Consider the following 24,108-nt stretch of genomic DNA (forward strand, 5'->3'; position numbering starts at 1 on the left):
CTGGTCGCCATGCCCGCTCAGCGAGCAAGGCGCCCAGCCTCTGTAGTCCTGAATAGCTCCTGAATTCTATCAGAAAGAGATCCGCAGGACACACCGATCATGCCTGGGCTTTGACGTTATATTTTGTCCGTTGAGCGTCGATCATGCATTCGTCTCTGTAAGGCGGCAATTGCAGTTCAATGCTCGGCGGCGTGGAGGAAATCCGAAGCTGGCAGAAGCTTCGGATCTCCATAATTTAGTACCGAAGGCGGTCAAGCTGCGGCGGGTGTGGTCTCATGGTCAATGGGATGCTGGAGGCGTATGGCCAAGGCCATGCGGTTCCACACGTTGATCGTGGCTATTGCGGTCGATAGCTTGGCAATCTCAGCGTTGCTGAAATGCTTTCTCATTTTGTCGAAGTCCGAATCGGGGATGCCTGTCTGGGAGACGTTGGTCATGCTCTCCGCCCAATTCAGTACTGCCCTCTCTTTTTCGTCGAAAAGAGCCGATTCCTTCCAAACAGCGATAAGCGCGATCCACTGATTGGAAAAGCGAGCCTTCTCGGCTTCCTTGGTATGCATGTCTACGCAGTAAGCGCAGCCGTTGATCTGCGACGTCCTGATCTTCACAAGACTAAGATAGCGCTTCTCTATCCCGGATTTCTGGACGTACATCTCAAGGCCCATGATGGCTTTGAAACTGTCGGGTTCAACGGCATTAATATCAAAACGAGGTTGCATCCCATTACTCCCAATCTGTTTTACGCCACGCGTGACTCCGCCGGCGATCGAACGCTAATTTTTGGGTTGGAGATAAGAAAGCTATACGTTCGCTATCAAGCTGTCTCCAGCCTGCAACCGTGCAGACCTCAAGATGCTCGTCGTGGTTTACCTATCCGCTCGGATAGGTAAACCACGGCCATCGGCGCGGTAGAAAGCCGCAAGCAATCGACGTAGCCTATGTATCACATTCGGCAGTACCACAATGAAAGGCTCGCGGCGCGCCAGCGCCGCTTATTTCAACGGAACTGGAGACGGGTAGTCATCGTGGATCTCGCTGTTACCTCCGACCAGATGTTCGACAAAGGGCAGCGAAAGCAAAAACTCCAATTCGTCGAGGATAGCGGTGGCCACCTATCAAGTCTCGCACTTTTAGGACGAATGACCAGCTCCTTTATTCTGGATACCCGTCAGCCGCTTTCCGTCATAGTCGCGGACTGGATGGCTCTGCTTCTACGTTTCGCAGGACGCTACCGCATTTCTCAAGTCACAATGGGACATGCATTCCGATCGCAATTCCAACAGTTCACGTATCGGGTTCAGCGGCTACAAGGACCTACATCTCGTCTTCAAAGTAAGGAGCTTTACCGTGTCAGAAGAGATCGACGATGACGTCAGTCGGCAAAAGGTCTATATCATTGATGACGAGGCTAACCTACGGGCCTCTTTGCTTAATTTTTTTGAATCGGTGCAAATCGAAGCTGTCGGTTTCAGCAGTGCTGAGGAATTTTTGGCCGAAGCGGAAGAGGGCAGTTCTGGTTGCATTCTCCTAGACATCCAGATGCCCGGCATGACAGGACTTGAGCTTCAGGCGGAACTCCTGCAGCGCAACAATCCCATGCCAATCATTTTCATCACCGGAAATGCAAGCGTATCCATCAGCGTTTCTGCAATGAAGGCCGGCGCCTTCGACTTTTTGCTGAAGCCCTTCAATTCGCAGGCCGTTACCGCATCGATTAGTAGAGCAATGGAGTTCGACAAGTTGGCCCGCATGAGAAAAACGGAGGAGGACAGCATAAGGGAGCGATTTTGCAGATTGACGCCACGTGAAACGGAAGTTTGGGAATATGTCTCTCAGGGGCTCATGAACAAGCAGATTGCATTCGAGATGAGCATCAGTGAGATCATGGTGAAACTACACCGCGGCCGGATGATGAAAAAGATGGATGCAAAGTCGGTCGTCGACATCGTGCGTATGTTCGACAAGATTACTGCTGTTGATCGCCAATCAACAACACTACACTCTTAGACCAAAGCGCGAGCACCTGCTCGCTTTTGCGAACTCTGGCGACGCCATTCGCTGGGTGAAAGACCTTCGAGACGACGGAATAGGCGACAGAAATGTGCGTGATCCGACAGGCCGCATTGCTCAGCGATGGACGCCAGCGGGCAGCTAGAGCTCGTCATGAGCATTTTTGCTTTTGCCACCCGCGCTGCCATTACGAAAGAATAGGGTGAAACGCCGAAGGCTATCATGAAAGCACGCGTGAAGTGCCCTGCACTGAGCCTTGCCTCCATGGCGAGGTCACTGACTTTGATTGGGTTACCGACATTTTCAGCCACATACGCTCGTACACGGCGGCATTGCCAATCCGTCAACCCGCTTCTTCCCCTTAGTAGATTTCCCATCGGGCGAGGATTTCTCAATGCTTGGCTGCTTTCTAGGTCGCGGGCGTAGGGGAGGTGTAAGGTCATCTTTTTCAGCCCTATTCTGCTTCGCGCTCGGGACAGCACCGATTGGCCTCTGAAAATGCTATCTCCCTGCCGCTTTGAAAATGTATTCAAACGTCGCTAGGCCCTATCCCGCAGTATAGGTTGCTTCTTGGGATGCTAGTCGAACGTGATCCTCGGATCAGCGATCCGTTGAGCCATTTCCACCAGTGTTCCGACCGTGATGTAAATCGCACCAAGGATTAGCGCTACGCCGAGGATCGCGGTGAAGTCGGAATAGGAAAGCGCCTGCACGGTGTACATTCCGAGTCCGGGCCAACCGAAGATCCGTTCGACAACGAGTATATTACCGAAGAGGAGCCGAACCTGGAGGCCGCTCATAGTCAGCGCGCTGTTGGCTGCATTTCGCAGTCCGTGCCGCATGACGACGGTGATGAGCCGAAGACCCTTACCTCGTGCCGTCCTGATGTAGCCCTGCCGCATGACGTCTAGCAGGGAACTTGTTAGAACCTGTCCAATCGCTACAGCAATCGGTGCCGCCAGGACACAAGCGGGCAGCACGAGATGTGCGAGGGCATCGCCGAAAAGGGGAAGGTCACCTGAAGCGAGCGTATCGACAATTAGAAGTCCTGTAGGCCCCGAAAAACCTCGGACATCCAGACGCCCGGATCCGGGAAGCCACCCGAGATGGAACCAGAACAGGTATACAAATAACAGGCTGGTAAGGAATACCGGCGCCGATCCGATGCCGGCGAAGGACAGGCGAAGTATGCGCAAGGCGGGATATGTTGCTTGGAGGACTGCCAATGCTGCCGCAGCTAGAATGCCGATCACCATTGCCACGACCGCCAACTCCAAGGTCGCTGGTGCATACTTCGCGATATCGCTCAGAACAGGCTGCCTGGTTCTGATAGACGTTCCTAGATCCCCCTTCATCAAGTCAGCTAGAAAGCGACCGTATCGGGTGACGATGTCATCATCCAAACCCATTTGCGTCCGCAAAGCCTCAATGGTGGCTGCCGGCGCGGCTGGCCCTGCAATCAGCCGAGCCGGATCTGAAGGGACAACGCTCTGCAGACAAAACACGACAAACGTCATCAGCAAAAGTGTAATGATGCCACTTCCGAGCTTGCGCGTTAGAAATCCCATACGCCTAACGCCCCTTGAGCGTCCGGCGAATGCCGTCGCTCAGAAGGTTCGCGAACAAACAAATGCAGAAGATCATGACCGCAGGCAGGATCGGTCGCCACCAGAACATCGTCAGGCTGTCGAGCGATCGCGAAACCAACGCCCCTAGTTCAGGAGCGGGATCCGGCTGACCCAGGCCGAGAAATGACATCAGTGATAACGCCATCACGACATTAGAAATATCCACGCCCGCTGCCACAATCAGCGCTGGAAGGACGCTTGGAAGTCCGTACTTGAATAAAAGCCTTGATCGAGTAGCACCTGAAACAATCGCACCAAGGTAGTGCGGCGAAGCTTTGACCCGCCTTAGCTCGTCGCGTGCAATCCACGCATACCAAGGCCACCAGCAGATTACGATTGCCATGACCGAGTGCTCAATGCCAGGCCCTAGCGCCGCCGCGAATGCGATGGCGAAAAGCATTGATGGCACCATCAGGAATACGTCGGTCACGCGTTGTAGGACCGTATCGACCCATCCACCCATGAATGCCGAGATCAATCCTATCGCCGTGCCGAAGGCAAAACTCGCTATGATGATCGCCAAGCCAGGGAGCCACGTAAATCTGATGCCGAGAACGATACGTGAAAAGAGGTCGCGACCTATCTCATCCGTCCCAAATAAATGAACTGAAGAAGGCGAGAGAAAAGCATCGCCGACTCGCAGTTGTGGATCAAACGGCATGAATAACTGGGGGAAGAGCGCTACAAAAGTAAACAACAGAAGTCCGCAAGCGCCGATTATCCCAAGCACATCGGGCACCCGGCGAGAGCCTTCATTGTGAAGTGAGGAATGATCGTGGAGTTTCCCGCGTCTGAAGGTGCTCAGCATTGGCCGGCGGTCCATTCAGCCGGGGAGCTGTCCGGCCATTGCGCGTATTCATCTGTCCAACGCTTGAGCTGTCCGTCGCAAAGCTCGTAGATTCTATCTGCGACAATTCGTGCGGCTGCGTGATCGTGAGTCGCAAGAATGATAGCGGTGCCGTATTCGCGGCGGATACGTCTCAAAAGATTGAGCATTGACAATGCCAGCGTCGTATCTTGTGCGCTGATGGGTTCGTCGCAGAGAAGTAAGCGTGGATATACGGCAAGTGCCCGTGCGATTGCCGCACGCTGGCACTGTCCAACGGAGAGCTCGGAGGAAGCGCATCCATTAGCGATGTTTCGAGGCCGACGAAGTTGAGCGTCTCGATCAAGCGCCGACGTTGGGCCGCCTTATCGACTTTTCGAGACTTCAATCCCTCCACGATCTGCTCACCAATGGGAAGCCAAGGGGTGAGAAAAGATTTAGGGTCTTGAAAGACAAACTGTGGCTTCACCTCTGCGTGCCAGTTTACAGTTCCTGTTTCATGAGAAAGCAGTCCTGCCGCGATCTTGAGGAAGGTCGATTTGCCGATGCCACTTTCTCCCACCAGCACAACGCACTCGCCCGATCTCACCGTCATGTCGACTGAACTCAGAATCGTTTGATGTCTCGATCGGAAGCGCTCCCTGCTCCTGAAGCCCTTCGAAACGGCATTCATCTCGAGGACTATATCATTCGTCGAGAGCTGCGGCCTTACCGCATCGAATTCGCCCAGAGACGGGCTGGATTTACTCGAAAGCCCTTCGCTGCGACTTTGATTCATTGATAGAGGTGCAGACCGGGCTGTCATCTTGTCGTATCTGATGGTCAGAAGCCCAATGGTGCAAGGGTGGGTTGGACCTACAAACACATCCGCCGTTCGCCCGTGTTCTACAACTCTTCCAGCCTCCATGATCGCTATCTTGTCCGAGGCCTCGGCGACACTTAGGTCATGAGTATTGATTACGACGGCCGCGCCATCTTTCGCGAGCGCCCGAAGAAGAGAGATCACTTTCGCCTTGTTGTCGGGATCTAATCCGGTCGTTGGTTCATCTGCTACGATCAACGGGGCCGGCACAGCGGTTGCCATAGCGATCAGCACGCGTTGCCGTTCTCCTCCGGAAAGCTGATGCGGGAAGCTGCGCATGACGCGATCCACATTGCCGATCCCCGCCCATCGCAAGCGATCGACTGCGAGCTGATCCCCACAGGTTTCTGTCATCTGCTTACGGACGGTCATGGCAGGGTTGAGAGCGTCCAGCGGGTCTTGAGATATAACCCTAACCAGTGATTTTCGAGCGATTCTCAGCTCGGCCTCGCCCACGCCAACGATTTCTTTGCCCATGATACGGATTGAGCCCGTCACAGCAGGAATGCTGGCCTCAGGAAGAAGCCCCTGGACGGCGTGTGCTAGTGTTGATTTACCGGAACCGCTTGGCCCGACGATGGCAGTAATCTCGCCGGAATACGCGCAAAAATTCAGCCCGCTAAGAACCGTCTGGCGCCGGCGACCTCGGGACATTGAGACATACAAGCTTCGGATCTCAAGCGTGGCAGGAGATGGCGCGGGTGCCTTACTCTCCGCTCGCGCGAGATCGTTCATCGCCGAATACTTCCGAAATCTATATTTCCGGGAGGATACACCGGCCTCAGGCCAAGCTCATGGATGTCATCTGCGTGCACGACGACATCCTTGACTTCGACCAACGGGATTGCAATTCCGGCATCGAAGATCATCTGCCCGGCCCGTTCGTAGAGAACGTTTCGCTTCTCGACATCGGTCAATGCCCCCGCCTCTTCGATGAGGCGATCGGCCTCATCTATATGCCGACCGAAAAAATTGACCGGGGCGTCTTTGGTGAAGAACGCCTTGGCTTGGTTCTCCGGATGAGCAGCGTCCGGTCCCGCGATTGTTAAAAGCAGATCGGGAGGCGCGCTGGAGTTCTTTAGACTGAAAGCAGCACCTGGTGGCAAGGAATAGGCGGTGGCTTTGATCCCTAAAGAGGCCAGTTGGGCTATCAACAAGCTTGAGATCCGCTGGTAGCCCGGTGAAGCACTGTGCTGACCAATGACCAAGCTGACAGGGCCGCGACGCGTGATGATATCCTTGGCGCGATCGAAGTCCTTCGGAAAGACGATCGGTTTTTGGGATCCAGAACGACAACGGGATAAACCGACTTGGCGGCCGACGCATACTCGCCGAAAGCATCGGCTGCCCAACTCGCAGGGTTCACGGCCGTAAGTATCGCCTCTCTGATTTCGGGGTCATCGAGCGGAGATCCAGGTTTTGCGAACAATGTGTAAAGGCTTACACTGGCAGACGAAGATACACTCAGTCCCTCAGGCAGTCCCCGAAGCTGGGCGAAGGGATATCCTGTTGGAACGACGTCAATGTCTCCGGTTCGCAACTGGAGCATTTGCTGACTAATGTCTGGAACGATCGGTATCTGAATCTCGTCAAAATAGGGTTTGCGACCCCAATAGGCATTGTTCTTTTTGAGAACGTAACCGTCGCCGCGATTGAACTCTTCAAGCGTGTAAGGGCCGGTTCCGTCGGCATGTTCATTCAACCAACCTGTGGCGTTGTCCGTCTGGTCGTGTTGAGCAAGCGCTGTTGGGCTGATAACCTTGGGACCCCACGGACTAGCAAGGCTATCCAGGAATGATGGTTGCGCGTGTTTAAGCACTATCTTCAGCGTAAGGTCGTCAATGGCTTCTATCTTTTCGACATTCGCGAAAAAGTAGGAAAGAGCGAGGCCGCTATCCCGTCTTCGAAGGAAGGAAGCAGAAACATCTCTGGCAGTCATCTCGGTACCATCGTGGAATTTTACGCCTTTCACCAAATCGAATTCGTACTCCTTGCCGTCGTCGGAGATCCGCCATTCTTTGGCCAGCCGGCCGATGATCGTCACTGTCCCAGGCGCATATTCCACAAGGCCTTCATAGACATTGTTTATTGCGCTCATCGCCCCGATTTCGAAGCCGTTATCGGGGTCGAAAGTGGCGATATCGTTGAAGGCGGGAACCCGAAGCGCCTCCTTTGACATGACTGGATGAGCCAGAAGCGAAGCTGCCAGCGTGTAGGCGATTATGCGAGCATTGAATAAATCCAACCGGTTGAGGGCCATGATTCCCATGCTCTATAAATCTCCTTGGGGCGTGTGGAAAACACATTTGGTGGGATTTCTAACATCCAGGATCGGTCATGAACCAGTTCCAGGTCGCGATTGGGCTTGAACATCTCGCGCCAAATATTCTGCTGCAGCCACGAAAACTGACCGGCATTTACAGGGGGAATTGACTTGCTATCTGGCAAAATGGCTCCGAGCTGAGCGACGTCGGAGATGTGCTGGGTTCCAAAGCCCGGTTTTGCTTGATAAACATTTCAGCCGGGTGAGTTCGCGCCGCGAGCTGTTGTTGGGGGACTGATCATGGAGGTGGCTGCCGCGCGGCCGTCGGAACTGCCGATCGTAACGCTGGTCGACGATGATGCTCACGTACGCGAAGCGATGGAGAACCTTCTCTGCTCTGTCGGCATTGACACGATTTCTTTTGCTTCCGCCCGGGAGGTGATCGAGGCGACCTTGCCGGATCGGCCGGGTTGCTTCGTTTTGGACGTCCGTATGCCGGGCTTGAGCGGTCTCGATCTACAAGGCCATCTACTCAAGCAAGGAAACCATACGCCGATCATATTCCTCACAGCGCATGGGGATATTGCCATGAGTGTGGAGGCGATGAAGGCCGGTGCGCGCGACTTTCTCACAAAGCCCGTGCGGGATCAGACCTTTCTTGACGCCGTCTCGCGAGCAATAAACGCAGATTTGGCAAGGCGCGAGGTAGAATACAGCTCGCGCAAGCACGTGACACTTTACGAAAGTCTCACTGCCCGTGAACGGCAAGTTTTCCGCCTGGTCGTTGAGGGCAGTCTGAACAAACAGATCGGTTTCGAACTCGGCATTTCAGAAGTCACGGTAAAACTGCATCGAAGCAATATGATGAAGAAGATGCAGGCAACGACATTCAATAGTCTTTTCAATGCGTGGCAGGCACTTCCCTTGAATATCCGAGAAAACGAGGAATAGGCGCGATACCCCCGGCAACGAACCTGTCCTACGAGATAGGTTTCGATGCTTATATCCTCGGTATAGCTTGAGCTTGGTCATTAAGTGATCCGCTACCGTAGCCCGGCGCGTCCTCATCATCCTTGGAAGACGTGATGGATTTCCAGACATCACAGCAGCGTCGCTGGTTTGCTTTCTCGGCGAGTGCGGTTGGTGCAGTTGCTTCAGTTATCTTGAACGAGCCTGTCGGCCTGCTGATAGCCGTGGCCTTTGCCACGATTTGCTTCGGCTGGAGATGGGGTATTGCGACCGCGGTTACTATAAGTGCGGTGGCTGCTGCTCTTGTTTGGGCAGAGGGCAACCTGGCCAGCATGAATGCAGGCAGTTGGGCCGCCTACGCGATTAGCGCCTTCGGTATATGGGCCGTGATTTCAGCTTACAGAACGATCTCCTTCTATGATCAAGTCTACAAGACTGTGCGGCCCACACTTGAGGATATACCGGGTCTCGGGTGGTCAGCGTATCCAGATGGACGCATGCGGTTCATCAACCCTGCTGCTACGGAATTTGTCGGTATCACACCGGAAGAAATGAAGAAGCGGATGGAGGGGACCGACACAGCATGGTGGACGCCTTTCATTCATCCGGATGACCAGGCAAGAAGCATGGAGCTTTGGCGTCACAGCCTCAAAACAGGCGAGCCGCTGATCGACGAACAACGTGTTCGTCGCTTCGACGGAACTTACAGATGGTTTCGAGACACTGCTATCGCGTCCCGTGACGAGAACGGGAATATCACTGCTTGGTACGGATCTACGGTTGACATTACTGATCAGAAAAATGCCGAGTCAGCATTGAAAGCGAGCGAGCAACAGCTTCGCGAACTTATCGACACGGTTCCGGCACTGATTTGGCGTGCAAGTCCGGATGGAAAGACCGCCTATGTAAATAACCAACTGATCGAATGGTTTGGGTTATCGACAAATGATGTCGAAACCGGAGGGCTGGACGACGTGCTGATGAATGCCGTCCATCCAGATGAGCGGCACGATGTGCAAAATGCGGTGAGGCTGCATTTTGCCGCGCGCAAGCCATTCTGTCTGAAATACCGCCAGAGACGCTCTGACGGGTCATATCGGTGGATCAATGCTAGAGTCCAGCCGCTCATGGACCCGGAAGGTTCGATCGTGCAGTGGTATGGAGTATTCCTCGATATCAACGATGAGATTGAGGCATTAAACGCGCTACAACGCAGCGAAACTGAAACCCGTCTCATCGTCGATACCGTCCCGACCTTGATCTGGTTGATGTCCGGCGATGGCTATGTGTACTACTTTAACGAACGGATGGTCGATTGGACGGGAATAAAACTCCAACAGCATTTGACCAAGTCCCCGGCTGGGCGGCCGACGTATTCGGAATTGATACACCCGGACGATAGCGAACGAATCGCAAGAGAGTTCAAGACGGCATTTGAAACCGGCAGCGCTCTACATACAAAGGGTCGGTTGCTCAGGAAAGACGGCCAATTCCGCTGGCTTGACTCGCGAGTAGAGCCATTGCGCGACGACACGGGAGCCATCATCAGATGGTACGGCGTTTCGATCGATATTGAAGAGGAGGTACGAGCCCAGACTGCGTTGCAAGAGAGCGAGGGGTATCTTCAACATATGATCGATACCGTGCCTGTCGGGATCGTCCTGTCTGATAACGCTGGTCGTCCAGTGTACATGAATAAGCGGCTTATCGACTACAATGGCCTCGGCGTTTCGCGCAGGGAAAAAAGCGGGCAGATCGATATAAATCCCACGTTGGCGGATCTCGTTCATCCCGACGACAGGGAAGCAGTCGAGAGCCGTTGGGCTACAGCCCGTACGAAAGGGAAACCCTATGCGATGCGTTATAGGCAGCTTAGAGCGGACGGAGCTTATCGCTGGGTTGAGGACCGGAGCGAACCATTTTTAGACGACGATGGCAGGGTGCTTCAGTGGTACGGAGTGAACCTGGACATTGATGATGAGGTCAAGGCGCAAGAAGCGTTGCGGGTTGCAGACGAACGGCTCGCGCGGACTTCAAGGACCGTAAGCCTCTCGGAACTTTCGATCTCGATAGCGCATGATCTCAATCAGCCTTTGCAGGGGGTCGTCTCGAACGTTACCGCATTCAAGAATTGGCTGAAAGCGACGCCGCCCAATTATGAGCGGGCGACCCGCACTGCGGAGTGGATCATACGTGATGCGGAGGCCGCTGCCGACGTCGTCAGCCGTATTCGAACGATATTTTCGCAGACTGAGCACCGGCGGGAGCCAATTTCTCTGAAAGCGGTTATAGAGGACGTGAAGGGTTCGCTTGCCGATAAGCTGATCGCTAGCAAGATCAAGGTCAATCTCGACTTCGACGCGGATCTTCCAGAACCATTTGCAGATCGCGTGCAGATAGAGCAGGTCGTTCTGAACATCCTGAAGAACAGTATCGAGGCATTCGAAGGTGTTCGGCCTCGCGGACGGATAATTGCGGTTCGCGCGCGCTCGCGCGACTTGGAGAACTTGGAGGTTTCAGTCAGCGATAACGGCGCAGGTATTGAAGATCTCAGCAAGGTTTTCGAAGCGTTCTATACGACGAAAAGCGACGGCCTCGGCATAGGGCTGGCAATCTGCCGCTCGGTGATCGAAGCTCATGGAGGGCAACTTAGCGCAACCAATCGAAGTAAGGGAGGGGCAGTGTTGAGTTTCACATTGCCGCGGAGAGAAAAGCTGGAGAACGCGATGGCAAGCGCTCACGTTGGAATGGCGTCGGAGAAAAGCGATCTGCAATAGGCTCGGCTCTGCGTAGAAAGCCGGAAAAATTGACCGTGTCCCTGCCTCTCAATCAATTACTGGAGCGCTGGCTCGATTTCCCAGCTTAAGAGAAAGGTCCGGCGGGATGATGTGGGCTCGGTGCTCCGGCCGATACCTAGTATCCGTTGGTGAGTTGCCTGCCTAAAGGAGCTTTTTCCAGGCGCATTGAGAGCTGACCGTTCTAGGTGATCTTTATCTGCTCTTCTGACGTGGCGATCACTTCAGCGCTTTTTTGCAGGCGACACGTGGAAGCAAGTCGGCCAATGGATGCCTGAACCACCCTGTCCTGCGGTCGGAAAATTCACTGGCAACGCGGAGCCGACCTGAGAACGCTGCGTCTGTCACGTGGGCCACCGCTATTTTACGCGCATACCTACCGAATGGAAGCGGTGATATATATGTTTCAATGTCCGCATAGCATGATATGGGAAAGACCTGGGTGGTGCTGTCCCCACGGCACGGGATGTCAATTGTGTCCTTAAGCAGGAACCTATAAACTGGCGAGCGTTGCCAAAACGAGAACTTGAGCGCTCGCGTTTCCGAAATCCCCTTGCGAAAAGTGACGAGTTTCAAATGGCAGGTTCGTGGGTAGCGGATGTCGCAATCATTGAGGACGACATTCATCTTCGCAACTCGATAAAAGACCTTTTGGATACCGCGGGGTACTCCAGCGAACTTTTCGGCTCGGCGGACGAATTCCTGGACAGTCAGCGTTACCGTTCGGTCGGGTGCATCTTGGCGGATGTTAGAATGCCGGGCACTTCCGGTATCGAGATGCTTAGATGGCTCAAATCCCAGGGCGATTGTCCTCCGGTCCTCATCATGACGTCCTATGGCGACCAGCAAATGCATGCGACGGCGTTGAAGCAGGGCGCTTCCGGGTTCCTTCCCAAGCCGATTGATACCACTTTGCTCTTGCGGATAATCCAAGAAGTCATCGAAAGTCCCCAACTCTAGTGGGTGATGCCGGTAGAACCGCGAGATCACAGACGCCTCCCGGTACTCTATCGTATAGCTGTCGATCTGCCCCACTTCGTTCAAAAATGCCCTCGCGGTTATTTCGCTGAGGAGCAGTTTCGATGGTAAATTCGTTTTTTAAGGGGACGCCCGAAGTTCTCACACTTCCAGGCGTGAATAGAGAGCCAGGAACTCCGTCATCCAACGAGCCGACCAGCCCGACAGCCGTTGCTGCACGTAGATTACCCATCTCCCGTAGCGTTTTGCTAGGAAGTGCTCTCTCCGCCGTGGTCATCTATGGGGCATATCAGGGATATCAGCATTACACTGTCGGCCGTTTTATCATGACGACAGATGATGCCTACCTGAAGACGGACTTTACCGCGGTTGCTCCAAAAGTCTCCGGTTACATCAGCGAAGTTCTTGTCGCAGACAACGAACAAGTAAAAGCTGGCCAAGTTGTAGCCCGGATTGATGATCGTGATTTCCGATCGGCGCTGGCGCAGGCGCGTGGCGACTTGGCTGCAACCGAAGCAGCAATCGAGAACATCAATGCGCAGATCGTGCTCCAAAACGCTCTCATCGATCAAGCGAAGGCCGTACTTGCCTCTTCCAAGGCTAATCTCGAGTTCGCCCTTTCTGACGCAAGAAGATCTGAGCATCTCGTCTCGAGCGGATCGGGAACACTTTCGCGCGCGGAGCAGGCACAGTCGGTGTTAGAGCAGGCGAGGGCCGCCGTGGATAGCAACAAGTCGGCGGTAGTCGCCGCTGAGAACAAGGTTCCTGTGTTGGAGACACAGCGCAACCAGGCGATTGCGCAAAGGGATCGATCGAGAGCGGCGGTCGGGCAGGCCGAGCTTAATCTTTCTTATACAAGCATCGTGTCGGCGATCGATGGGACTATCGGTGCCCGTACCATCCGCCTCGGCCAACTCGTCAGCGCGGGCACACAGCTTATGGCGGTGGTCCCTTTGAATGCCATTTACGTCGTAGGAAACTTCAAAGAAACGCAGCTGACAGGGGTTGCGCCAGGGCAGAAGGTATCAGTGAGGGTCGATACATTCCCAGATGCGCGGATTGTCGGTCACGTCGACAGCGTATCGCCGGCTAGTGGCCTAGAGTTCTCATTACTTCCAGCTGACAACGCGACGGGCAACTTCACGAAGATTGTACAACGCATTCCCGTAAAGATCTTGATTGACGATGGTGAGTATGGCGGCCGGCTTCGATCGGGGATGTCCGTGGTGCCGAGCATCGATACCAGAACCGCACCCTAGCTATTGATTTAGGGGAGTTGAACGAGGGCAGGCACCATCCCAGTTGGGCTTGGAGAAGCTCCGTCATGTTTTACCTGGGGCTCCGGTGGCTCTCCTGACGAGATCGAACTGGGGCTCCGTTGTTTGGGATGTGACGTCAATGCTCGCCCCGACGCGCTAGAAGGGGTTCTCAAGTTACCTGAATTGCTACCATAAGTAGCTTTCCTTGAGGCGAGAAAACCGAGGCGTTCAGCGGCTCTGTGCTTCTCGTCGTGCCAACCTAACCTACCAGCTAGGTAGGCGAGGGTGAGCCCGCGTCATATGCTGATATAGTCTCAGTGCAAGAGCGCGATTATCTGCTCGAAAGTTTGTCATCGGCGGATTTTACAGGCCAAAAGTCATTTCTGGCCGCCAGTCGTTTTTTAGTTGGCGGGCTTAGGCTCAGCCCGAAGTAACAGTAAGAAATCATACCAATGTATTGTGAAATAGCAGGCAAGCAATCTCAATCAGCGGGCGTGGCTGATTAGGCGTGTGGTCGCAGTCGAACACATAGCTGACGACAATTTTGGCATCTGGCTTCTCGATAGATTTCGGACATGAACGCCGATTTCATTTCGGGGAAATGCCGGGGGATGAACGAGATGAATGTAACCACGATCCCAAATGAAAGCATTATTCCCGGCGCTTTGCAGGAGTTGAGCCGTAGACTGGATGAACTTGAAGCTAGCGAAATTCGTTATCGAACGCTCTTCAACAACGTGCCGGCCGCCGTCTTGCAAGTGGACGCTAGCGACGTCGAAGACATTTTCGTCAACCTCAAACGTAGCGGAGTGGCTGATATTGATGCGTATCTGCTCGATAATCCGCATCTTGTTGATATTGCTAACAATTCTGTAATTGTGAGAGAGGTGAATGAGGGGGCTCTCAAGTTGTTCGGGGCGACCGACGTCTCGCAACTTCTCGCCCCTGTAGCATATATCTTCGCCGGAACACCTGAGGCTTCGAGCAATGTCATGTCCGCTCATTTTCGCGGACGTCCCAATCATTACCAGAAGCTCAAAATAAATGCATTCGACGGACGTATTATCGACGCTGCCCTGATGGTCTCATTTCCACAATCAACCTCGAGCTTCGATACATCGGTGCTGATGATCATCGACATGACGGAGCAGGTGCGCATCGAAAAGGAACTCAAAAAGATGGAGTCCGAGTTCGCTCATTTCTCGAAGCTTTCCATTTTGGGCGAGTTTTCCGGAGCGATTGTGCATGAGGTCAAACAGCCGTTATCCGTCGTTGCCAATGATGCTGCCACCGCACTGCGGTGGCTGTCACGGAACGATCCTAACGTCCCGAAGATCCGCGAGCTTGTCGAGAGGATCGAAGAGAGTGTCGGCCGTGCGCACGATGTGATCAGGCGCGTCCAGGAAATGGCAAGCAAGACCATGTCTGAAAGGCACCTCTGCGATGTCAACCACCTGGTGGCCGGCGCGCTGGCTTTCGTACGGAAGGAGGCTACGCGGAGGTCGGTAACGATCACGAGTAAATTGGCCGCTTCCCCTTCAACCGTTGAGGCGGACCCGGTCCAAATCCAGCAGATTGTCGTCAATCTCGTCATCAATGCGATGCAGGCAATCGAGAGGTCGGGCTCTCAACCAGGGCGTATTCAGGTTTTGACGAGAAGCGAAGATTGGCGGGTGTTTATCGAAGTGACCGATACCGGACCCGGAATTCCCGAAGGCCTCGGTACCGAGATTTTCGAAAGCTTTTTCACGACCCGGAAGGAAGGAATGGGTATGGGACTGTCCATATGCCGCTCCATCGTCCGAAGCCATGGCGGTGAGATTTCGGCGCGTGACGTTCCGACCGGCGGAGCGTCATTCGAAGCCTGGCTGCCTGTCGTTTTGCCCAATGAAGTGGATTCTCATGCATCCCGCGTAGCCGGCAGTTGATGGAGTTTGTGGAGAAGGAGGAAACGCCATGTTACATCAAGCGGCATTCCGAGACGCCGCACCGTTGATCACAATAGTGGATGACGAGGATATCGTTCGTAGGTCATTGGTCGATCTGTTTGTGTCTTTCGATTTGCCCGCGATAGCCTTTGATGGTGCCAGTGAATTCCTTGCGGGATTTAATCCTGAACGCCCCGGCTGCTTGGTGCTTGATATCAATATGCCCGATTGCAGCGGGTTGGAGCTTCAAAGGAGGCTTTCCGATATGGGCTGCAGTCAACCGGTTGTGTTCATAACCGGTTTTGAGGATGTGAAAATCTCAATAGATGCGATGAAAGCGGGAGCCACGGATTTTTTCCTCAAGCCCTTCGATAGCGCGCAAGTGGTTGCTGCTGCGCTGCGGGCAATAGATCTCGATGGTGAACGCAGAAGCGAGCGGGTGCTGCTCGGAGGCGCCCAGCGGTGCTACGAAAAACTCACTCCACGTGAACGCGAAGTCCTGAGATTTGTGACAGACGGCCTGCTGAACAAGCAAATCGCGTGGGAAATGGGTATCAGTGAGATTATGGTGAAGCTCCACCGAGGTCGCATGATGAAGAAGATGGAGTGCCGTACTCTAAGTGAGCTGGTACGTCGTTATGATCTCCTGATAATGGCTGAAAATGCGTCGAGCCAAGAAACTCACTCGCAATTCCTCAGCGATACCCGATACCCATCACGTATTCTCTAAGCAGTTCCTCTTCGCTCTCGGTCTCCTTCAAAAGTCCCCCGAGTACGTCGCGAGCGTTGAGGACACCGACTGCGCGCCCTTCCCGGTCTTCCACCGGTAGATGGCGAAAGCTATTTTGGCTTAGAGTTCGCCAGACTTTCTCGAGGGTGTCCTCAAGGTCGCAGCTGACGATCTCTTTCTGCATCACAGATGCGATCGGGATTGCCGGATCTAGTCTCCCCAATTTCACGAAGCTGCGCATGAGATCGCTTTTGGTTACAATGCCTGCCAGCCTTTCGTCCTCCCGGCAGGCCAGAATCATTTCTGCGCCGTCCCTGAAAAGCGCTGCGGCATCGAGTGCCGGCGCGTCTGGCGATATTTTTATGAGCCGGGCCTTCGCCTTGTCGATGATCTGCTTCACGAATGCCATAGTTTCCTCTCCCGTATCCATATGACCGTTGAAGGCTTGGACATTCCGAGAGCGGACGGCTCTCGTGCTATGCTGTCCGATGAACCAGACTAGCGTCGAGCGGATTGGTGGTGGAGCTATACGGCAGTTTGCCATCGCGAGGGCAATCCGTTGTCCTTTCTCGCGATGAGATAAAATAGACAACGGGGCCGTCCTGGCGGATAGACGACCCCGCTACTTCATGCCAATCGCTGGGACCCTGGCGGGTGGGGGCTTTGGGGTCCATTCCTGTAGAGGCGGTCTGCAGGATCGCGATATGCGCTTACAATGATACCGGGTTGTGCCGGCAGATCTATCTAGACCGACGTATACCTATCGATTGTTTGACCAGAGGCCGGCGGTAGCGGACCTGCCATTGGAGGTATCGATCCGTGAAATGACGGACATGCCCGACCGCAACTTGCCAGAGAGAACGCCTTCGTCGACAGATATTTTCACCGGGATGCGCTGAACGATCTTCGTGAAATTGCCCGTAGCGTTATCTGTAGGAAGGAGAGAGAATTCGGACCCGCTGCCTGGTGACAAGCTCTCTACATGGCCGCGAACCTCGACACCTGGAAAGCTGTCGATGCGCATGCTGACGGGTTGCCCGGCCTTCACGTCAGTCAGTTGTGTTTCCTTAAAGTTTGCAACGACGTATATCGAGTGTAGCGGCACGACTGCCATCAATTGCGTCCCGGCGTTCACCAGTTGACCTACGCGGAGCGTTCTTGCTCCGACTGTGCCGCCCACAGGTGCGATTATCCGGGTGTAGGATAGGTTGAGTTCAGCCTGCGCCACCTGCGCTTCGATTCTATGGCGCTGTGCTACCGCTTGATTCTTTTGCGTTTCAAGTACTGGAATTCGATTTCTTGTAGCGACCACATTTGCCGCATCGCGTGCCACGGCCGCATCGGCTTGGTCCCGTGCCGAGGCTGTCTGTTCTGCGCGTGATAGCGTTCCAGCTCCATTGGTGATCAACTTTTCCGACCGCTCCGCCTCAGTTCGCGCGAAAGCGAGGGCGGCCTTCGATGATTTCAGTGCGGCCTCTGCTTGATCGACTAGAGAATGTTGGAGCGTTATCTGCGTCTCCACGTTCCTGATTGCAGCATCGGCGGCCTCCAAGTCGGCTTTGGCCTGCAATAGCGCGATCTGGAAATCCCTGTCATCGATGTTTGCCAGGAGCTGTCCGGCAACAACTACTTCATTGTCGTTAACCAGAACCTCCCTGATATACCCGGAAACTTTGGGCGCGACAGCGGTAGCATCCGCTTTAACGTAAGCGTTGTCAGTTTCCTCGATAAAACGATCGATGACCATGTTTTGGTAGACCGTCTGCGTAACAAATACAGTCCCCGCGAGTAGGGCCGAAGATAGGACTATAAGTCTGAAGGTCTTGCGTTTCCGGGGGCTACAACGGTTTCCACGGCGGTGTTGCTTGGGGGAAGAGGAGCATCAGCTTTCGCAACCACGCGCAGCCCATTCTGGGATCCGCCGAATGTTTCTAGGCGGGGCAGTTCAACCATCTTCCGTCTCCTGACCGTACATGAGGCGGGCAACGATGCCCGTCCGAACGACTAAATGGAGAGAAAATCAGCCTGTGATAATCGGCGAAGATATGAAAGGATTATCAAGCATAGGTTTATAGTTGGATTTGTTATGGACAGACTGACGAGTCTCGAGGTTTTTGGCCGCGTGGTTGAAACGGGTGGGTTTTCAGCCGCTGCCCGCAAGCTGAACATGTCCACGACAATGGTGGCCAACCATATCAAGGCCTTGGAAGAAAGCCTCGGTGTTCTCCTTCTGCAACGGACGACGAGGAAGGTTAGTCTCACCGAGACCGGGCGACTATATTACGAGCGGTCATCCGCCATATTGATGGATCTAGAAGAGGCTAATGCCGCTGCAGGCGCCCTTAGCTCTACGCCTCGTGGGCAACTGAGGATCTACACGAATGCTTCCATGATCCAGATCCTTGCACCGATTGTTTCGGAATTCATCCACCAGCATTCGGGAGTCACGGTAAGCGCCGATATTGGTGAGCGCATGGTCGACATGGTCGACGAGGGATATGATCTGGCGATCCGAATGACCACACCGGATTCCAATCTCATTGCCCGCAAGCTTGCGACGTGGAAGCATGTTGCGGTCTGTTCACCGGACTACATCGTACAGCACGGAGCGCCGACCGTACCGGGGGATCTGATAAATCATAACTGTCTGCGCTATGCACTCTATGCCTATGGAGACCTTTGGCGCTTTGTGGATAGCGCAGGTTCGATCATAGAAACTCGGATTAAAGGCAATGTTGTCTCAAGCAGTGCGGATCTCCTGCGCGACCTTGCCGTGAGGGGGCATGGGATTTTCCTGGCTCCAGGTCCGGTAGTCAGCGAAGACATCGCCGCGGGAAGGCTCGTGGGATTGATGACAGAGTACAGCGGCGTCGAATTCACCGTGAGTGCCATTTTCCCCAATCGCAATCACCTGCCAAACAAGGTCAGGTTGTTTATCGATCTACTTGTTGAACGTTTCGCCACTTTGCCGCAATTCCCGACCTGAACTACCTGGAGGTTCGGGAATTGCTCTCGCGCGTTCCCTCTTGGCGCGCCGATGCAACACGGGTTTGACCGCATATACGCGTCCGGTCTGCTCCGTCCTGGAGCTAACACGCTCAGACGAGCGATGCTGAGCTGGCACACCTCTGTATAGCTTACTCGATTGCTTGGATTGACTAGATTCAGCATGACCTGCCCCACATCCAATGCATTGGGGAGGTTTAGGCGATGGCGCGGCTACCGTCGCTCATCACTTCGGTCAAGCGATTTTCTCCGTGTCGGCGGCTGCGTTCCCCTCACAACTTAAGGAGTTGAAATGTTGAAGCCTTTCAGAACGACATATATCGCCGCCTTTCTCACAGCGGCTGCGTTGCCTGGCTATGCGGCCGACCCCAAGCCAACGGTTGTGCTCGTCCACGGCGCCTTTGCGGACGCATCGAGCTGGGGTGGGGTGATCACCAGACTGGAGGACGAGGGCTTCCCCGTCATCGCGGTGGCAAACCCGCTGCGAGGCGTCAAATCTGACGCAGACTACGTCAGACGCGTAGTGGCCGGCGTCAGCGGCCCCGTTGTGCTCGTTGGCCATTCTTACGGCGGCTCCGTAATCAACGACGCTGTGCCGACAGAAGGCAATGTGAAAGCCCTGGTTTTTGTCGCAGCCTTTGCGCCGGAGGAAGGAGAGAGCGCGGCCCAGCTTTCTGGAAAATTCCCCGGGAGCACATTGGCAGGTACCCTTGGCAACGCCGTCGAACTCGAAGGTGGTCAGAAAGACCTCTACATTGACCAGGACAAGTTTCACGATCAGTTCGCAGCAGATGTCTCCAAGGACGAGGCGAGGATTATGGCGGCAACGCAGCGCCCGGTGACCGAGGCCGCGTTGGGCGAACCATCGGCGAAAGCCTCCTGGAAGAACATCCCGTCCTGGTTCGTATACGGCGATGCGGACAAGAACATTCCGCCGAAAGTCCTTTCATGGATGGCTGAACGAGCGCACTCCAAGGAGACGGTGGTCGTGAAGGGTGGGTCTCATGTCGTCATGGTCTCTCACCCGGCGGTCGTCGCCAAGGTTATCGAAGATGCTGCGACATCCAAGTAGGGCTGCGCTTGTATCAGCGGGACTTCGCCATCGTAGCCCAGGCCAATGGAGAGATTGAATGTTCAACAAATACGCACTGAGCCGGCGCAACCTTCTGATCGCGGGCTCAGCTGGTGTCGCCTCCGTTTCGTTCCAGATTGCATCCTCTAAAGCGGCGACTGCAGCAGAAGGTGACGCTATGAGCCAAGGTTCTTTTGGAACTCTCAAAACGATCAGGGCGGGTGTGCTGAATGTAGGGTATTATGAGTTGGGGCCTGCTGACGGGCAACCGGTCATCCTGCTGCACGGCTTCCCATACGACATACAGAGCTATGTCGACGTCGCGCCCCTTTGGCGGCAAAGGGGTTCCGTGCAATTGTACCTCATCTTCGGGGTCACGGTGCCACCACATTCCTTGATGCGACGACGCCGCGGTCCGGCCAGCAAGCGGCAATCGGTCAGGATCTAGTGGAGTTTTTGGACGCCCTTCACATCGAGAAGGCGATTTTCGCCGGATACGACTGGGGTGGTAGAGCTGGTTGTGTCGCCGCCGCACTTTGGCCAGAACGTTGCATCGGGCTTGTATCGGTAAACGGGTATCTTATTCAGGACATTGCCAAGGCGCATCTGCCTGCCCCGGCAAGGGTGGAGCGAGGCTTCTGGTACCAGTTCTATTTTCAAACCGAACGGGGCAGGGCGGGGCTGAGTGCTCACCGTCGGGACATTGCTGAACTCATGTGGCGTGATAATTCGCCGACATGGCAGTTCAGCAAGGAGATATTTGAGCGTTCTGCGCCATCGTTCGACAATCCCGATTACGTCGATGTCGTGATCCATTCCTATCGTCACCGACTAGGTGGGGCGGCAGGCTATCCACAATATGGCGAACTTGAAGCCCGACTGGCAGCACAGCCGGTCATCACCGTACCGACAGTAACGCTTGATGGCGATTCCGACGGAGTTGTTCCCGCGACTGACGGGAAGTCGAGCGCGGCCAAATTCTCGGCGAGGAGGCTTCATCATGTGGTGAAGGGTGTTGGGCATAACCTGCCCCAGGAGGCACCACAGGCCTTCGCAGAGGCCGTTATGGAAGTTGCCACCCTAAGGTGAAGCGCTGCAACGGACATTGCAGTCAAAACACGTGTTAAACGGCTGCGACTTATCCGGGCAGACTGTTTGTGTCGGGACGTCGTAGTGCCGATCCACGAACTGCCTGCCCGCTCTGCGCCACGCTTGGACATGGTCAAGCGGGCGGGCTACAAGTGAGCATGTCGCGCAAGTGATATATGATGCGGTCACCGATGGTACGGATCAGCTAAGATACGTTGCGACAGAGGACATCAGAGTGCCCGTCGATAAGCGCCGCGGAAGCTCTGAAGAGGAATTATGAGCTTCATGCGGGAGCGAATGACGCCGAGCCTGACCAAATGATCTGCACTTCAGGTGATAGATCCCGTTCCGATGTCATCGTGGCGATGGGTTGATACCGCTACGGCTCAGCAATCTTTGAAGCGAACGTCGGTCGAGCTGAAGCTGACGAGCGGCTAACGATACATTCGACCGGCTGACATTGACGACATGCTCGATATATTCTCGTCTTAGACGATCAGGCTGTTCGATCCTGCAATCCGGAGGGATATTGGCGGATCCGTGCAAAAGAATACTGAGCAGGAATTCCTCGTCTGTGGGTTTCGGTACCAAGTCTTGTGCTCCCGCCTTAACCGCAGAGACTGCAGTTGGGATGTCCGCAAACCAGGTATGCACGATTGTTCTTGTTCCCGGTAGCTGAGCGGATATCCAACGAATGAGGTTCAAGCCCGGACCGTCCGGAAACCTCAGCTCCGTCAAAACGAAAGCCGGCTTAGTCTCCCGAAAGGCAGCCACCGCATCACAGATCGTCGAACAAGCAACCACATGACAGCTATGCTCCGCCAATCTTGAGGCCAAAGAAGCAGCTTTTCTCAAAAAAGGGATCAGCAATAACAACTGTAGCATCTGATGGTTGCTGGTAAGATGCTATCTTGCCGTTAAGATTCATCGCTGCGTCATCTCGTTGGTGATGCAGCCAATCTAATCATCGCCTATCGACGCAGACACTATACAGGAAGATACCATATCCCAATCAAAGGCCATTTCACTGTTTAGGCGGAAGGATGCGTCCAAGCGCGATCTTCCATAAGACAAGGCATGGCGCAGCTCCGAAAAAGAATAGCGTGATTGCGAAAAACGCTGTGTCGAAGGCTATGGTTGTCGACTGGAGAGCCACCTGCTTTCCGATGAGGGAAGCCGCCGACTTCACGGCAAGCCCGGACTCCATGCCGCGAGCGGTGAGTACGTGAGCCAGAGAACCGATCCGGTCGATAACCTCCTGGCGTCCCGGCATGATGTGGGCAGCGAGTATCGCTCGGTTGTAGGCAGTCTGATCTTCGATGAAGGTCTGGAGAAAAGAAATCCCGGCGAGGCCACCCATCTGGCGACCGACATTGAATAGAGCAATCCCGAATATAAGAACCGACTTGTCCAGGCTCATCATTGTGACCAGCGTGATGCTCAAAAACAGGAAGCCGAGAGCTGCGCCTCTGATCAGTATTGCCGGCGTCATGTCGGGTATCCCGCTTCCGCTACTGGAGCCGGACAAGAGCCACATCGCCAGCATCAAACCGAGAATGCCGAAGGGCACCGTGACGATGCCAGGTAGCTTCAGCTTTTGGATGATGAAGGCTGTAAGAAATAGCGATCCGATGAAGAAAAGGGTGCTCGGAAGCAGCAGGCTGCCGGCCGCAGTCGGCGTCATCTTGAGGACAGATACCGCGAACGACGGGATCGCATAGCTGCTACCGAGCAGCGCGAAACCCGCGGCGAGACTGGCGGCTACACCGAAGTCGAAATTGCCGTTCCGGAAAATCTTGAAGTTGAACAGCGTCGCAGAGGAGGGAGTGTATATCTGTCGAAGAATCTGAACCGCTAATGCGGTTAGTCCAACTGCTGTCGCGACGATAATTGTTCGGTCGTTGAACCAATCCCACCTGTTACCCTGGTTGAGTACGAAGGTTAGAGTAAATGCAGCTACCGCAAACAGTGCCAGCCCCAACGGATCGAGTTCTACCTTCGCACTGTCCACCTCTTCGGCTTGTGGAGCCAGCGCAAGCATAAGGAGCCCTGCAATGCCGAACGGAACGGAGCAGAGGAAAATAAAGGACCAATCGATCTGATCGATTAGCCATCCCTGCATGTATGGCGCAAGCGTCGCAGGGGCGACCACCGAACCGATCGCGTAGAAACTCTGGACAACAGGCTGTTGCCGCAGTGGGAATACGCGGAAAAGAAGCGCTTGAGCACCGACAAGCAAAACGCCGCCGCTCAGGCCCTGCGCAAGTCGTAGCGCAAACATCAGATCGAGGTGTTCAGTGTAGGCGGCTCCATAGCACGCGGCAGTCATGATGACGGCTGCGAACAGCACGCTTCGATAGAGGTTGAATACGCCCGCGAGCCACGGCGTTAGGACGAAAGCGATAAGCTTTGCGGCTGTATAACCATAGTCAAGCTTGGCGAATTCGTCCGCAGAGGCATGGGTGCTGCCCATGATGTCCAGACGAGCCATCGAAAGTGCAGTTCCGGCGATTGCATCAGTCAAGACGACTGTCATTGCGCCCAACAGCAATAATATTGCGCCAGCACCAATTGATGGCACCGCGACAGCGGTCGCTGAGTTCGAGCCGTTTGCCATGGAAACTTTCTCCAACGGAAGCACCGCCCATGTTCTGGAAAATTGGTGCAGGATAGAAGCCAACAATGCCCTTCTG

At 54.6% G+C, this 24,108-nt stretch carries 21 protein-coding genes and 1 pseudogene; 10 read left to right on the top strand and 12 right to left on the bottom strand.

What is annotated here, in order from left to right:
* Positions 1-251: 251 nt before the first annotated feature.
* A complete protein-coding gene (locus tag N7E02_RS00640; RefSeq protein WP_286578199.1) occupies positions 252-719 on the bottom strand; it encodes a carboxymuconolactone decarboxylase family protein in 468 nt (155 codons plus the stop codon).
* Positions 720-1,347: 628 nt separating this feature from the next.
* On the opposite strand from N7E02_RS00640, the gene N7E02_RS00645 reads away from it, so the two are divergent.
* Positions 1,348-2,007, top strand: coding sequence for a response regulator transcription factor (locus N7E02_RS00645; RefSeq protein ID WP_286578200.1), 660 nt, complete (start codon positions 1,348-1,350; stop codon positions 2,005-2,007).
* Here the strand turns inward: N7E02_RS00645 and N7E02_RS29300 are convergent.
* The 7 genes from N7E02_RS29300 to N7E02_RS00670 form a co-directional block, all read right to left on the bottom strand.
* The gene (locus N7E02_RS29300) at positions 2,004-2,453 is read right to left on the bottom strand and encodes a helix-turn-helix domain-containing protein (RefSeq protein ID WP_353622763.1); all 450 of its coding nucleotides are present in this window, start codon (positions 2,451-2,453) and stop codon (positions 2,004-2,006) included. The two genes, N7E02_RS00645 and N7E02_RS29300, sit on opposite strands and share 4 nt — an antisense overlap.
* Positions 2,454-2,588: 135 nt before the next feature.
* Positions 2,589-3,578 carry an ABC transporter permease gene (locus tag N7E02_RS00650; RefSeq protein WP_286578201.1) on the bottom strand — a complete coding sequence of 330 codons (990 nt, stop codon included), beginning with the start codon at positions 3,576-3,578 and terminating at the stop codon, positions 2,589-2,591.
* Positions 3,579-3,582: 4 nt separating this feature from the next.
* Positions 3,583-4,446 (bottom strand): ABC transporter permease, encoded by an 864-nt coding sequence (locus tag N7E02_RS00655; RefSeq protein WP_286578202.1) that lies wholly within the window; start codon positions 4,444-4,446, stop codon positions 3,583-3,585.
* Entirely contained in the window at positions 4,440-4,718 is a 279-nt protein-coding gene (locus tag N7E02_RS29305; protein ID WP_353622774.1) for a P-loop NTPase family protein, read from the bottom strand. The genes N7E02_RS00655 and N7E02_RS29305 overlap by 7 nt, the downstream gene beginning before the upstream one ends.
* On the bottom strand, positions 4,619-6,061 hold the full coding sequence (locus tag N7E02_RS00660) for an ABC transporter ATP-binding protein (RefSeq protein WP_286578203.1): 1,443 nt from the start codon (positions 6,059-6,061) through the stop codon (positions 4,619-4,621). The genes N7E02_RS29305 and N7E02_RS00660 overlap by 100 nt, the downstream gene beginning before the upstream one ends.
* The gene (locus tag N7E02_RS00665) at positions 6,058-6,483 is read right to left on the bottom strand and encodes a periplasmic substrate-binding domain-containing protein (RefSeq protein ID WP_286578204.1); all 426 of its coding nucleotides are present in this window, start codon (positions 6,481-6,483) and stop codon (positions 6,058-6,060) included. Before N7E02_RS00665 ends, N7E02_RS00660 begins: the two co-directional genes overlap by 4 nt.
* Positions 6,477-7,595: an ABC transporter substrate-binding protein gene (locus tag N7E02_RS00670; RefSeq protein ID WP_286578205.1), complete on the bottom strand. Its 1,119-nt coding sequence runs from the start codon at positions 7,593-7,595 to the stop codon at positions 6,477-6,479. The genes N7E02_RS00665 and N7E02_RS00670 overlap by 7 nt, the downstream gene beginning before the upstream one ends.
* A 294-nt stretch (positions 7,596-7,889) precedes the next feature.
* Between N7E02_RS00670 and N7E02_RS00675 the strand changes: the two genes are divergently transcribed.
* The 6 genes from N7E02_RS00675 to N7E02_RS00700 all read left to right on the top strand — a co-directional run bounded on the left by N7E02_RS00675 (position 7,890) and on the right by N7E02_RS00700 (position 16,248).
* Entirely contained in the window at positions 7,890-8,540 is a 651-nt protein-coding gene (locus N7E02_RS00675; RefSeq protein WP_286578206.1) for a response regulator transcription factor, read from the top strand.
* Positions 8,541-8,674: 134 nt separating this feature from the next.
* Positions 8,675-11,335, top strand: coding sequence for a PAS domain-containing sensor histidine kinase (locus N7E02_RS00680; RefSeq protein WP_286578207.1), 2,661 nt, complete (start codon positions 8,675-8,677; stop codon positions 11,333-11,335).
* Between the two features lie 594 nt (positions 11,336-11,929).
* Positions 11,930-12,313: a response regulator transcription factor gene (locus N7E02_RS00685; RefSeq protein WP_286578208.1), complete on the top strand. Its 384-nt coding sequence runs from the start codon at positions 11,930-11,932 to the stop codon at positions 12,311-12,313.
* 122 nt (positions 12,314-12,435) lie between these two features.
* On the top strand, positions 12,436-13,590 hold the full coding sequence (locus N7E02_RS00690; protein ID WP_374730611.1) for an HlyD family secretion protein: 1,155 nt from the start codon (positions 12,436-12,438) through the stop codon (positions 13,588-13,590).
* A 575-nt stretch (positions 13,591-14,165) separates the two neighbouring features.
* On the top strand, positions 14,166-15,518 hold the full coding sequence (locus N7E02_RS00695) for a sensor histidine kinase (protein ID WP_286578209.1): 1,353 nt from the start codon (positions 14,166-14,168) through the stop codon (positions 15,516-15,518).
* Positions 15,519-15,546: 28 nt separating this feature from the next.
* Positions 15,547-16,248, top strand: coding sequence for a response regulator transcription factor (locus tag N7E02_RS00700; protein WP_286578210.1), 702 nt, complete (start codon positions 15,547-15,549; stop codon positions 16,246-16,248).
* Here N7E02_RS00700 and N7E02_RS00705 read toward each other — a convergent pair.
* Together N7E02_RS00705 and N7E02_RS00710 are read right to left on the bottom strand one after the other, a co-directional pair.
* Positions 16,214-16,657, bottom strand: a complete 444-nt coding sequence (locus N7E02_RS00705; protein ID WP_286578211.1) for a CBS domain-containing protein — start codon at positions 16,655-16,657, stop codon at positions 16,214-16,216. The two genes, N7E02_RS00700 and N7E02_RS00705, sit on opposite strands and share 35 nt — an antisense overlap.
* 351 nt (positions 16,658-17,008) lie before the next feature.
* Entirely contained in the window at positions 17,009-17,995 is a 987-nt protein-coding gene (locus tag N7E02_RS00710; RefSeq protein WP_374730612.1) for an HlyD family secretion protein, read from the bottom strand.
* 339 nt (positions 17,996-18,334) lie between these two features.
* On the opposite strand from N7E02_RS00710, the gene N7E02_RS00715 reads away from it, so the two are divergent.
* The 3 genes and pseudogenes from N7E02_RS00715 to N7E02_RS00725 all read left to right on the top strand — a co-directional run bounded on the left by N7E02_RS00715 (position 18,335) and on the right by N7E02_RS00725 (position 21,415).
* On the top strand, positions 18,335-19,234 hold the full coding sequence (locus N7E02_RS00715; protein WP_286578212.1) for a LysR family transcriptional regulator: 900 nt from the start codon (positions 18,335-18,337) through the stop codon (positions 19,232-19,234).
* 312 nt (positions 19,235-19,546) lie between these two features.
* Complete coding sequence (locus N7E02_RS00720; RefSeq protein ID WP_286578213.1) at positions 19,547-20,326, top strand: alpha/beta fold hydrolase; 780 nt, start codon at positions 19,547-19,549, stop codon at positions 20,324-20,326.
* 58 nt (positions 20,327-20,384) lie between these two features.
* Positions 20,385-21,415 (top strand): annotated as a pseudogene (locus tag N7E02_RS00725) (alpha/beta fold hydrolase).
* Positions 21,416-21,769: 354 nt separating this feature from the next.
* Here N7E02_RS00725 and N7E02_RS29310 read toward each other — a convergent pair.
* Both N7E02_RS29310 and N7E02_RS00730 read right to left on the bottom strand, forming a co-directional pair.
* The gene (locus N7E02_RS29310; RefSeq protein WP_353622764.1) at positions 21,770-22,300 is read right to left on the bottom strand and encodes a response regulator transcription factor; all 531 of its coding nucleotides are present in this window, start codon (positions 22,298-22,300) and stop codon (positions 21,770-21,772) included.
* 139 nt (positions 22,301-22,439) lie between these two features.
* Positions 22,440-24,032, bottom strand: a complete 1,593-nt coding sequence (locus N7E02_RS00730; protein ID WP_286578214.1) for an MFS transporter — start codon at positions 24,030-24,032, stop codon at positions 22,440-22,442.
* Positions 24,033-24,108: the final 76 nt, after the last annotated feature.

Origin of the sequence: Terrirhizobium terrae (assembly GCF_030323265.1) — a bacterium.
Taxonomy (GTDB): Bacteria; Pseudomonadota; Alphaproteobacteria; order Rhizobiales; family Rhizobiaceae; genus Neorhizobium.